General features: G+C 65.2%; 9 protein-coding genes and 1 pseudogene. 4 read left to right on the forward strand and 6 right to left on the reverse strand.

Features of this window, described 5'->3' with window-relative positions; all coding sequences use genetic code 11:
- Positions 1 to 283: 283 nt before the first annotated feature.
- Positions 284 to 2,455: a malate synthase G gene (locus EJ077_RS29520; protein WP_208698354.1), complete on the forward strand. Its 2,172-nt coding sequence runs from the start codon at positions 284 to 286 to the stop codon at positions 2,453 to 2,455.
- Positions 2,456 to 2,503: 48 nt separating this feature from the next.
- On the opposite strand, the gene EJ077_RS29525 is transcribed toward EJ077_RS29520, so the two are convergent.
- The 3 genes from EJ077_RS29525 to EJ077_RS29535 form a co-directional block, all read right to left on the reverse strand.
- Positions 2,504 to 4,036: a YifB family Mg chelatase-like AAA ATPase gene (locus EJ077_RS29525; protein ID WP_208698356.1), complete on the reverse strand. Its 1,533-nt coding sequence runs from the start codon at positions 4,034 to 4,036 to the stop codon at positions 2,504 to 2,506.
- A 227-nt stretch (positions 4,037 to 4,263) separates the two neighbouring features.
- A complete protein-coding gene (locus EJ077_RS29530; protein ID WP_208698358.1) occupies positions 4,264 to 4,872 on the reverse strand; it encodes a class I SAM-dependent DNA methyltransferase in 609 nt (202 codons plus the stop codon).
- A gap of 32 nt (positions 4,873 to 4,904) precedes the next feature.
- Positions 4,905 to 5,072: a hypothetical protein gene (locus EJ077_RS29535; protein WP_208698360.1), complete on the reverse strand. Its 168-nt coding sequence runs from the start codon at positions 5,070 to 5,072 to the stop codon at positions 4,905 to 4,907.
- Between the two features lie 102 nt (positions 5,073 to 5,174).
- On the opposite strand from EJ077_RS29535, the pseudogene EJ077_RS29540 reads away from it, so the two are divergent.
- Positions 5,175 to 6,096 (forward strand): annotated as a pseudogene (locus tag EJ077_RS29540) (LysR substrate-binding domain-containing protein).
- Between the two features lie 101 nt (positions 6,097 to 6,197).
- Here the strand turns inward: EJ077_RS29540 and gshB are convergent.
- The 3 genes from gshB to EJ077_RS29555 all read right to left on the reverse strand — a co-directional run bounded on the left by gshB (position 6,198) and on the right by EJ077_RS29555 (position 8,590).
- Complete coding sequence (gene gshB, locus EJ077_RS29545) at positions 6,198 to 7,139, reverse strand: glutathione synthase (RefSeq protein WP_208698362.1); 942 nt, start codon at positions 7,137 to 7,139, stop codon at positions 6,198 to 6,200.
- Between the two features lie 71 nt (positions 7,140 to 7,210).
- Positions 7,211 to 7,585, reverse strand: coding sequence for a GtrA family protein (locus tag EJ077_RS29550; protein WP_208698364.1), 375 nt, complete (start codon positions 7,583 to 7,585; stop codon positions 7,211 to 7,213).
- A 3-nt stretch (positions 7,586 to 7,588) separates the two neighbouring features.
- Positions 7,589 to 8,590, reverse strand: a complete 1,002-nt coding sequence (locus tag EJ077_RS29555) for a glycosyltransferase (protein ID WP_208698366.1) — start codon at positions 8,588 to 8,590, stop codon at positions 7,589 to 7,591.
- Positions 8,591 to 8,754: 164 nt separating this feature from the next.
- On the opposite strand from EJ077_RS29555, the gene EJ077_RS29560 reads away from it, so the two are divergent.
- A complete protein-coding gene (locus EJ077_RS29560) occupies positions 8,755 to 10,548 on the forward strand; it encodes a GtrA family protein (RefSeq protein WP_208698368.1) in 1,794 nt (597 codons plus the stop codon).
- Between the two features lie 209 nt (positions 10,549 to 10,757).
- Positions 10,758 to 12,107 (forward strand): putative bifunctional diguanylate cyclase/phosphodiesterase, encoded by a 1,350-nt coding sequence (locus EJ077_RS29565; RefSeq protein WP_208698370.1) that lies wholly within the window; start codon positions 10,758 to 10,760, stop codon positions 12,105 to 12,107.
- Positions 12,108 to 12,258 lie beyond the last annotated feature (151 nt).

Below are 12,258 nucleotides of genomic sequence, written 5' to 3' on the forward strand. Positions count from 1 at the left end.
CGGACGCCACCATTTTCGACTCGGCCTGACCTGAATCCTGCGCCTTCGTCACCCTAGGGCGGAGCAGTCGCGAAGCGACGTCGCTGAGACCGTAGGGTCCATTCCGTGACGTTGGAGGTAGAGTGAACGGTTCAGAACGGCGCACGCAAACAGATGAAGAACACTCCGCACGGGTGTGTCTTCAAAGAAGGCCAGAAATGCCCCACCTTCACCCTAAGCTGAATTGACCCTGCATCCCTGACATGTCAAACGCCCCGCAAAGCCTTTCATCTGGAGTAGCCTGATGACCGATCGCATCGAGATCGCCGGATTGCGCATTGCCCGCGAGCTGCATGACTTCGTCGTCGACGAAGCGTTGCCCGGCACTGGCATCGAAGCGGCAAGCTTCTGGAACGGCTTCTCCTCCATCGTCCATGATCTGGCGCCCAGGAACCGGGCGCTGCTGGCGAAGCGCGACGCCTTGCAGGAAAGGCTTGACGGCTGGTATCGCGACAATGGCGCGCCAATCGAGATGGGCGCCTACAAGGCCTTCCTGAAGGAGATCGGCTATCTCGTTCCCGAAGGTCCGGCCTTCAGCGTCTCGACCGAAAATGTCGATCCGGAAATCGCCGTCGTCGCCGGGCCGCAGCTCGTCGTGCCGGTAATGAACGCGCGCTATGCGCTCAACGCCGCCAATGCGCGCTGGGGCTCGCTCTACGATGCGCTCTACGGCACCGACGCCATTCCCGAGACCGGCGGCGCCGAGAAGGGCAAGGGGTTCAACCCCGCGCGTGGCGCCAGGGTGATTGCCTGGGCAAAGGACTTCCTCGACCAGTCGGTGCCGTTGACCACGGGCAAATGGGCCGGCGTCAACGGGCTCTCGGTCGCCAATGGCGCGCTCAAGCTCGGCGAGGGCGCCGGCGCCACCACCCTTGCCGACCCGAAACAGTTCGCCGGCTATCGCGGCGATGCCGAGAATCCGGAAGCCGTGCTTCTGGTCAAGAACGGCCTCCATATCGAAATCCTGATCGACCGCGCCAACCAGATCGGCCGCACCGATCCGGCTGGCATTGCCGACGTCATCCTGGAATCGGCGCTCACCACCATCCAGGACTGCGAGGATTCGGTCGCGGCGGTGGATGCTGAGGACAAGGTCGTCGTCTACCGCAACTGGCTCGGCCTGATGAAGGGCGACCTCGCCGAAGAGATCAGCAAGGGCGGCAAGAGCTTTGTCCGCAAGCTCAACCCCGACCGCGCCTACACCGCGCCCGCCGGCGGTACGCTGACCGTGCCTGGCCGCTCGCTGATGCTGGTGCGCAATGTCGGCCACCTCATGACCAATCCAGCGATCCTGGACCGTGACGGCAACGAGGTGCCGGAAGGCATCATGGACGCGGCGATGACGGCGCTGATCGCGCTGCACGATGTCGGGCCGAAAGGGCGGCGGATGAACTCCCGCGCCGGCTCGATGTATGTGGTGAAGCCGAAGATGCACGGACCGGAGGAAGTCGCCTTCGCGGTGGAGATCTTCCACCGTGTCGAAGCGCTGCTCGGCATGGCCCAGAACACCATCAAGATGGGCATCATGGACGAGGAGCGGCGCACCACCATCAATCTCAAGGAAGCGATCCGCGCGGCACGCGAGCGTGTGGTGTTCATCAACACCGGCTTCCTCGACCGCACCGGCGACGAGATCCACACCTCGATGGAAGCCGGCCCGATGATCCGCAAGGGCGACATGAAGCAGGCCGCCTGGATTTCCGCCTACGAGGCCTGGAATGTCGACACCGGGCTCGAATGCGGACTCGCCGGTCATGCCCAGATCGGCAAGGGCATGTGGGCGATGCCGGACCTGATGGCCGCCATGCTGGAACAGAAGATCGCCCACCCCAGGGCCGGCGCCAACACCGCCTGGGTGCCGTCGCCGACGGCGGCGACGCTGCACGCCACGCACTATCACAAGGTCGATGTGCATGCCGTCCAGGCGGCGCTGAAGAGCCGGCCGAAGGCGAAACTCGACGACATCCTGTCGGTGCCGGTGGCGGTGCGGCCAAACTGGACGCCCGACGAGATCCAGCGCGAACTCGACAACAATTCGCAAGGCATCCTGGGCTATGTCGTGCGCTGGATCGACCAGGGCGTCGGCTGCTCGAAAGTGCCTGACATCAACGATGTCGGCCTGATGGAAGACCGCGCCACGCTGCGCATCTCCTCGCAGCACATCGCCAACTGGCTGCGCCACAAGGTCTGCTCGGAAATCCAGGTCAGGGATTCATTGCAGCGCATGGCCGCCATCGTCGATCTGCAGAATGTCGGCGATCCGCTCTACCAGCCGATGGCGCCGGATTTCGACAATTCCATCGCCTTCCAGGCCGCCTGCGACCTGGTGTTCAAGGGAACCAGCCAGCCGAACGGCTATACGGAGCCGGTGTTGCATAGGCGGCGGCTGGAGCTGAAGGCGCGCGCATCGGCCTGAAGGATCGTCTGGCGCAGCGTCCCCCCGCTCCCTTGAGGGGAGGAAAGCTCACGCCGCCTGCGCCACGCGCTCCGCACTCATGCGATAGGAAATCGCCTCGGCCAGATGGATGCGGCCAACGGTCTCGCTGGCGTCGAGATCGGCGAGCGTGCGCGCCACTTTCAACACCCGGTGGTAGGCCCGTGCGGAAAAAGCGAGTTTTTCGCTGGCGTCCTTGAGCAGGGACAGGCCGGCGGCATCGGGCATGGCGATCGCCTCGATGACAGCCGGCGCGCAATGCGCGTTGGTAGTGGCGCTGTTGACGCCGAGCCGTTCGAAGCGCTCGCGCTGGAGCGTGCGCGCGCGGCCGACGCGGAGTAAAACGTCAGCACTCTTCTCCGCCCGGTCGGGCCGGATCAGGTCGCTGGCCGAGACCGCCGGCACTTCGATCCTGAGATCGATGCGGTCGAGCAGCGGTCCTGAGATGCGCGCTTGATAGTCGGTGCGGCAACGCTCGCCGCGTATGCAACGATAACCCGGCTCGCCGGCCATGCCGCAGCGGCACGGGTTCATCGCCGCCACCAGCTGGATGCGCGCCGGATAGGTGACGCGGTGGTTGGCACGCGCGATCATGCAGTCGCCGGTCTCCAGCGGCTGGCGCAGCGCATCGAGCGTCTGCGGCGTGAATTCGGGGAACTCGTCGAGGAACAGCACGCCGTGATGCGCCAGCGATACTTCGCCCGGCCGGGCGCGCATGCCGCCGCCGACCATCGCCGCCATCGAGGCCGAATGGTGCGGCGCGCGGAATGGCCGGCGGTCGGTCAGCTTGCCTTCGCCGAGCTCGCCGGCCACCGAGGCTATCATCGAGACCTCCAGGAGCTCCTTCGGCGCCAGCGGCGGCAGGATCGACGGCAGCCGTTGCGCCAGCATCGATTTTCCAGAGCCGGGCGGACCGACCATCAGCAGGTTGTGGCCACCGGCGGCGGCCACTTCCAGCGCCCGTTTGGCCGTCTCCTGGCCCTTGATGTCGGCGAGGTCGGGCAGGTCGCGCGGCGCGGCGCGGATGCCGGCCTCGGGCCGCGACAGCACCTGCGTGCCGCGAAAGTGATTGGCGACGGCAATCAGGCTGCGAGGCGCCAATATATCGAAATCGGCGCCGGCCCAGGCTGCTTCCGGCCCGCAGGCGAACGGGCAGATTAAGCCCTTGCCCTCCGCATTGGCGCCAATCGCCGCCGGCAGCGCGCCGGCCACGGCGGTAATCGTGCCGTCGAGCGACAATTCGCCGAGGACGACATAGCCGGCCAGCATGTCGCCAGGAATGGCGCCAAGGGCGGCCATCAGGCCAAGCGCGATCGGCAGATCGTAGTGGCTGCCTTCCTTCGGCAGATCGGCCGGCGCCAGGTTAACGGTGACCTTTTTCGATGGCATCGACAGGCCCGACGCGTGCAGCGCCGCCTGCACCCGCTCTCGGCTCTCGGCCACCGCCTTGTCGGGCAGGCCGACGATCTGGATGCCGACCTTGCCGGGCGCGATCATCACCTGCACGTCGACCGGCACGGCCTCGATGCCCTGGAAAGCGACCGTACGAACCCGCGCCACCATTTTTTTGCCCCCGATGCCGTCTTTCCTCAGCCTTTGTGAACAGGCCGCGAGGGACGTCAACGCAAGACAACCACAGATTTCAGACCAAGGCAAGAACAATACAGGAACAAAGAGAGGCGTGCCCATACCGTCGATTGAGCTCGCGGCTGCCTGCAAGGCGCCTCACCGTGCGCGTGACGATGCGAGCCGCGCAGGACGGGGGCGAAGGTTCCCGGAGTCTGTGCAGATCACGACGACCTCACCGCCAGAAAAGTGTTCCATCCCCGCTCCTTCCTGCCGACGCGGAAGCTGTGGCTGAGAACCTCCATGCCGGCGGCCTCGATGCGCGCCGCGAAGGCGTCCTTGCGCCAGTCGACTGTATGATATCTGCCGCCCGTTTCGCCGTCGCCGTCGCGCATCGAGACGACAAAGGCACCGCCGGGCCGCAACGCCCGCGCGATCTTCTCTAGAATCGGGTCGATCTGGTCGCGAGGCACATGGATCAGCACGGCAAGCGCCACCACCGCGTCATAGGGACCGCCAAGCTCGTCTGTGATCACGTCGAGCAGTTCGCCTGTCTTGCCGCGTGCTGCCTGCAGTTCGAGAAAGCGCCGCGTCGCGTCGGTCCGCCGGACCTCGACACCAAGGCCCTCCAGGAAGTCCGCATCGCGGCCTGGTCCGGACCCGATCTCCAGGATTTGGCCGCCCGGCCCGGCGACCGCCGCGGCGCGCCTGAGCGCGGCCTGGTCATTCGGATGGGGGACATGTCCGACAATCTCTTCATAACGGACCGCGTAGTCCTCATACGACTCGATCGTTCGCCGGCTCTGCGCCAGGGCTTTCGCGGGTACGGTCATTGTTCTCTCCTGTCTCCCTCCGCCAATCGTGCCTAGCGGATACTGCCATAAGGCGGGTGGCCGTCGAGCAGGCCGATGTCGCGCTTGAAGTGGTCGGACAGTGCGCGCTGGTCGAGCAGGCGGCGCGACCGCGATCGGAAGGGAGCGACGAAGAGGTCTAGGATCGGATGACGGACTGTGACGCGCGTGGAGGTGTTCATGCCATGTCCTTTCGGGTTCGGTTGATGGTTTGAGTGTGCGCTTGCCGGCACTTGGTTTCCAATCGAACGTCGCGTATCATGCATCAACAGGATTGATGTGTGATGAGCTGGGACCTGCCGCCTTTGGGCGCCATCAGGGTGTTTGAAGCCGCATCGCGGCTAGGCAGCTTCACCAAGGCGGCCGAGGAACTCGGCATGACCCAGTCGGCGGCGAGCTATCAGATCAAGGTGCTGGAAGAACGCGCAGGAACGCCTGCTTTTCATAAGAAAAACAAGGCAGATAGAGCTAACCGAGGCCGGCGAGCAACTGGCGCCGCACGCCACTGGCGCCTTCTCGGCCCTGGCCGATGCCTGGCTGGCGACCAAGGGCGGCGCCACCGGTGTGCTCTCCGTCACCACGGTCCAGACCTTCGCATCGACCTGGCTGGCCGTGCGCCTTGGAGCATTCCAGCTGATGCATCCGGACCTCGCGGTGAAGGTCGACACATCGTCCCGGCTGGCCGATTTCGCTCGCGACGGCATGGATATCGGCATTCGCACCGGCACCGGAAAATGGCCGGGGCTTGGAGCCCATTATCTCTTCAAGGCCGACTACACGCCGATGCTCAGCCCGAGGCTGGTGGCGAGCGTGGGAGGCATCCGCCGTCCCGAAGATCTCTACAAGCTGCCGCTATGCTGTTCGACCGACCCCTGGTGGAAGATCTGGTTCGAAGCAGCCGGCGCCCGCTTCGAGCCCGATCGCATCATAGCCGGCCCGGAGCTGGGCACGCAGGCCTATGAGGCGATGGCGGCACTGACGGATCAGGGCGTCGCCATCCTCACCTGCAACCTCTACAGCTCATTGCTGGCGACGGGACAGCTGGTCCAGCCGTTCGAGGCCCTGGGGTCCGACGGCGACGGCTACTGGCTGGTGCATTCCGAAAGCCGCCGCAACACCCCCAAGATCAGACTGTTCAGGGACTGGGTGCTGGCCGAGACGGCCGATATAAGGGAGCGCGAACAGCGCCGGGTCGAAAAGCCTTGATCAAATCAGGAACATCAGGGGAACCGGTAACCGGACAGGTTGCGCCCCCGGTTGTAGCCGGCTGCAAAAGCGGAACAGGGTTAACACAAAATGAAAACGGATTATGTCCGCTTCGCTTCCACCGCGTCCCAGAACAGGCTGGCGATGTCGGCACCGCCGAAGCGTTGCACTTCGCGCACGCCCGTCGGCGAGGTGACGTTGATCTCGGTCATGTAGTCGCCGATGACATCGATGCCGACCAGGATGAAGCCGCGTTCCCTGAGCGAGGGCCCGATGCGGGCGCAGATCTCGCGCTCGCGTTCGGTCAGCTCGGTCTTCTCGGCGCGGCCGCCGACATGCATGTTGGAGCGGGAATCGTGCTCGGCCGGCACCCGGTTGATGGCGCCGACCGGCTCGCCGTCGATCAGGATGATGCGTTTGTCGCCCTTGCGCACATCCTTCAGGTAGCGCTGCACGATATAGGGCTCGCGGAACAGCTGGCCGAACATTTCGAGCAGCGAGGCGAGGTTGCGGTCGGCTTCCAGCAGATGGAAGATGCCGGCGCCGCCATTGCCGTAGAGCGGCTTGACGATGATGTCGCCGAATTCCTTGCGGAAGGCGGCCACCTCGAGCGGATCCTTGGTGATCAGCGTGTCCGGCATCAGATCGGAAAACTCGGTGACGAAGATCTTTTCCGGGCTGTTGCGCACCCAGGCCGGGTCGTTGACGACCAGCGTCCTCGGATGGATACGCTCGAGGATATGCGTGGTGGTGATGTAGTTCATGTCGAAGGGCGGGTCCTGGCGCAGCAGGATGACGTCCATCTCCGACAGGTCGGTGCGAACCTGCTCGCCCAGCGAGTAATGGCTGCCCTTTTCGTCGCGCACCTGCATTTCCTCGATGCGGGCAAACACCTTGCCGTCGCGCAGCGACAGCCGGTCGGGCGTGTAGTGGAACAATTGATGGCCGCGCCGCTGCGCTTCCAGCGACAGCGCGAACGAAGTGTCGCCGGCGATCGACACGGTGGAGACATGGTCCATCTGGACGGCGATTTTCAGCTTCATGGCGGATCCTCAGCGCAGTCAACGCAAGCGATATAAGGGTCGCGGCGCCTTCTGCCAATCGGGCCACGCCGTTAACGGTCGAAGACCAGCCGCGAGTAGCCCAGGAAGGACAGCGTCATGGCCGCCAGCGAAGCGATGGCAAGCGCCGCCAGTGGTGGCGCCGCCGGCAGCACCAGCAGGATGGCCGAGTAGACGGCATAGTTGACGATGCTGGTGGCGACGCCGACGCCGCCATAGCGGGCGCCTTCCTGTCTCACGCCCCTGCTCGACGGCGAGAAGGTCAGGTGCCGGTTGATCTGCCAGGTAGTGCAGAGCGCGAAGCCGATCGACAGCATGCGGGCGACGAAGGGCCCGAGCGGCGTGACGGCGAGCAGCAGCCACAGCGCCGCCGCGTCGGCGACGAAGCCGATGCCGCCGGCGAAGACAAAGCGGACGACGCGTTGCATCGGTCAGGCCGCGCGCGAGGCCTTGCCCGGTTGCGGCTTCCGAACCACGTCGCCGGTGCGGCGCTCGACACGGCCCGAAGGCATGGATAGATAGAAGATCCGCTTCTGTTCGGCGCGCCCACGCGAGACCGAATCGAGGATCAGTCCGGTCACCGCCGCCAGCATGGACAGAAGCAGCAGGCCGACCGACAGCACCCAGGTCGGCATGCGGGGTACCAGGCCGGTCTCGGCGAATTCGACCAGCACCGGTGCCATCAGGAACAGGCTCGAGGCCAGGAAGAACAGCGAAAAGGCGCCGAAGAAGCGCAGCGGTTGCGTCTCCTTCATCAGCATGGCGAACATCCACAGGATCCTGGCGCCGTCGCGGAAGGTCGACAGCTTCGACGACGAGCCTTCCGGCCGGCGGCCGTAATCGAGCGCGATTTCGCTGACCGGCAATTTGAGCTGCGAGGCGTGCACCGACATTTCGGTCTCGATCTCGAAGCCGCCGGAGACGGCGGGAAAGCTCTTGACGAAACGCCTGGTGAAGACGCGGTAGCCGGAGAAGATGTCGGTGAAATCGCTGCCGAACAGCCATTTGTAGAGGCTGTTGAAGGCCCGGTTGCCGAAGGCATGGCCGGCGCGGCCGGCGTCGTCGCTGACGCCGCGCCTTGTGCCCACCACCATGTCGCAACGCTCGGTCAGGAGCGTGTTGATCAATTGCGGCGCGTCCTCGGGCGCGTAAGTGCCGTCGCCGTCGGCCATCAGATAGATGTCGGCGTCGATGTCGGCGAACATGCGCCGCACCACATTGCCCTTGCCCTGGCGCGGCTCGCGAACCACGATGGCGCCGGCCGCGCGGGCGCGCAGCGCCGTCAGATCCTTCGAATTGTTGTCGTAGACATAGATGGTTGCCGCGGGCAGCGTCTCGCGGAACCGCCGCACCACCTCGGCGATGGTCAGCTCCTCATTGTAGCATGGCAGGAGCACGGCGATGACGGGTTCATGGCTGACGTCTTGCGGCATTTTCGTCTCCGAATGCCCTGTCGACCATGCGGTCGCGCTCCGGAAACCGGCCGCGTTCAGGCAGTTTTACTATTTATTGAAGCCGTTAAGGCTAGGTTTAAGACCGACTTCACGAGTGTCGATTGGCCTGGAAAGGCCCGGCATTCCCGCCAAGGGCGATCGGCATGGGCACAGCAACGGGAACTTCCACCTGGAAGTCCGATATCGCGTTCGCGTTGCTTGCCGCCTTGCTGCTGCTCGCCCTCGACGCCCAGCAGGGCTTCCCGCAACTGGCCAATCCGGTGGGCGACAATGACAGCCTGCTGCAACTGGTCGAAGTCCGCGACCTGCTGGCGGGCCAGGGCTGGTTCGACCTGCACCAGTACAGAATGGGGCTGGAGGGCGGCTTCGTCATGCACTGGTCGCGGCTGCTCGACGCGCCGCTGGCGCTGAGCATGCTTGCCGTTTCGAGCCTGACTGGCAGCGCCGCCCTGGCCGAACAGATCGTGCAAATAGTCTGGCCGGCCCTGCAGTTCCTTATCGCCGTCTTCTTCATCATCCGCGCCGCGCGCGCTTTCGCCGGCCCGGCCGCTGTGCTGCCCGCCGCCGTCGTCGGCGGGGCGGCTTTGTATTACATCGGGATTTTTTCCCCAGGCGCGCTCGATCATCACAATGTCCAGCTGATGCTGACGCTGGCGAGCCTGGCCTTGCTGCTCGAGGCGCCCACGCATCGGCCGGCTGCCCTTGTCGCGGGCATCTGCGCCACGCTGACCCTGGCCATCGGCATGGAAAGCGCGCCCTATGCCGGGGCCCTCGGCGCCGTCGTCGCTCTGCTGTTTCTCCGTAATGGTGACGCCGAAAGGCTGATCGCCAGGGATTTCGGCCTCGGCGTCGCCAGCGTCTCGGCTCTGGCCTTCGCGGCCACCATTCCAGTGTCGTCCTGGGGCCAGGCCCAGTGCGACACGTTCTCGGTCGTGCAGTTCGCCGTCACCGGGCTTGCCGGCGCCGGTCTGGCAATCTTTGCGTCGTGGAGGGCCGCCAACGCGACGGCCGCCCGGCGCCTGATGTCGCTTGGCCTGCTTGCCGTCGCTCTCGCCCTCGTCGTGGTGCTCCTCTTCCCGCAATGCCTGGCAGCGCCCTATGCCCATCTCGACCCGCGCCTGCAGCAGATGTGGCTCGGCTATATCGAGGAGGCGCAGTCGATCGTCCAGCTTGTCGTCGACGATCCGGCAAGGGCCGTGGCGCGCTTTGCCACGCCGCTGGTGGCGATCTTCCTGATGGCGCTCCGTTTCAGCCATGGCGGCTGGCGGCGGCAGGACAGCCTCGTCGCCGCGCTGCTGGTGGTGGCGGTCCTGGTCAGCGCCTGGGAAGTGCGCGGCTCGACCTTTTCAATCGCCTTCGCGGTGATCCCGCTTTCGGCCTGGATCGCCAAATGGCGCCAGCGGGCCGAAGCCAGCCCGTCCAGCGGGTCCGTGCTCAGGATGGCCGCGGCCTGGCTGATCTCGGTCAATGCCATCTGGTCGGGTGCCGCCGAGGCCGCCTCGAGCGCCTTCGCAACCGCCGCACCCGCCAGGGACGCCAACATCGATGCGCCCTGCAACAGCAAGGCTTCGTTCGCCGTGCTTGGCGCGATGGCACCCACGACGGTGCTTGCCATCTCCAATCTTGGCTCGCCCATCCTCGCCTTTACCGGTCATCGCGTGTTCGCCGGGCCGTACCATCGCAACGTCGCCGGAAACCTGCTCGTGTTCGATGCCTTGCTGGGCTCGGCCACCGACGCCAAGGCCATCGTCGAAAGCCACCATGTCGGCCTTGTCGCGCTCTGCCGCGACAATCCGGAAAGCAGGCTGTTCGCGGCCAGGGCGCCGGACGGTTTTCTGGCCGGGCTGATGCGCGACAGCGTGCCGGAATGGCTGGAGCCGGTGGCGGAGACCCGTGGCGCTCCTCTGGAACTGTACCGCGTCAAGCCAAACGGCTGAAAATCCCCGTGCTTGACGTATCATGTAGCCGGCTTCACGAAGGCATCCGGTTCTCTATTTAGGCGCGGTTCACGGTGAAAGCCGGGTACCATTTTTCGGGATCATGCTCCGGCTACAAAAATCGATTCAAGCGATACGTTTCCTAAAGGGTTTGCTGCCAGTCTCGAAAATAAATTCCGACGACAAAGCAGGGACGAACAGGGACACCGATGCAAACTCCGTTTGGCACCGGTCAGGCAAACAGGGAAAGCACGGATCTGGCGTTCACCGATCCGTTGACCGGGCTTGGCAATCATCGCCGCTTCTTCGACAAGGTCGACCGCCTGATCAGCGACCGCGCCGACGATCCCGCACCCTTCACCGTCGGCATTCTCGACCTCGACGGCTTCAAGCCGATCAACGACCTGTTCGGCCACAAGGCCGGCGACGACATCCTGATCCAGGTCGCCATGCGGCTGCGCGCCTCGATGGACGGCCATTCGACGGTCTGCCGCATCGGCGCCGACGAATTCGCCTTCCTCTACCCGCTGGTGTTCTCGGAGGATGCGGCGGCTGAAAAATCCCGCATGCTGATCGAGATCCTGTCGGCGCCCTATGATGTCGGCGAGCGCACCGCCAGGCTCTCGGCCTCGGTCGGCTGCTCGCTGTTCTATTCGGGCGACGAGACCACCGAGATCCTCATCAACAAGGCCGAAACGGCGCTCTACCATGCCAAGCGTTCCGGCCGCGGCCGCGTCGTCGTCTACACCCGCGAGATGGAAGAGGCCGCCAAGCGCGTCACCCGCATCGAGCAGGCGCTGCGCCGCGCCGTCTCCGCCGGCGAGGTAGAGCCGCATTTCCAGCCGATCGTCGACCTCACCACGCGCCGCACCATCGGCTTCGAGACGCTGGCGCGCTGGACCGATCGCGACCTCGGCGCGGTGCCGCCGACCGTCTTCATCCCGATCGCCGAGGAGCGCGGCATCATCGGCCCGCTGTCGCAGCTGGTGTTGCGCAAGGCGACCGAAGCCGCCAGGAGCTGGCCGAAGGACCTGTTCCTGTCCTTCAACCTGTCGCCCTCGCAACTCGTCGACCAGAACACCGGCCTGCACATACTGGCGATCCTCGACCGCACCGGCTTCGATCCGCGCCGGCTGGAGATCGAGATCACCGAAACCGGCCTGATGAACGACCCTACCTCGGCCGCGCAGATCGTCGAGGATCTGCGCCGCGTCGGCATCCGCGTCTCGCTCGACGATTTCGGCACCGGCCAGTCCTCGCTCGGCCGCCTGCGCGAGTTCCATTTCGACAAGCTCAAGATCGACCGCGCCTTCGTCTCCTCCATTCTCGAAGACCGGCCGTCCGAGCACATCATCCGCGCCATCCTCGCCATGTGCGAAGGGCTCGGCATGGACGTCGTCGCCGAAGGCATCGAAGAGGAAGCGCAGGCCGACCGGCTGGTCCAGTTCGGTTGCGCCGGCGGACAGGGCTATCTCTTCGGCAAGCCGGCCGATGCCGATGCCACATTGGGCTACCTCCGTGATTCCTTCCGTGGCGCCTTGCGCGCCAAGGCGATCTGAGCCGCTAAAAACGATGCCGCCCGCCATGTGGCGACGCCGCTTCGCGGGTCGAGCGGCGCACCATCGCCTTTTTGTCAGACATAAGCCCGAAAATGCGTCTTTTCGCCCTTGCCCGCCGGACGTGTCTGGCTAGGATGCGCGCCGGTTGACC

Origin of the sequence: Mesorhizobium sp. M8A.F.Ca.ET.057.01.1.1 (assembly GCF_003952565.1) — a bacterium.
GTDB lineage: Bacteria > Pseudomonadota > Alphaproteobacteria > Rhizobiales > Rhizobiaceae > Mesorhizobium.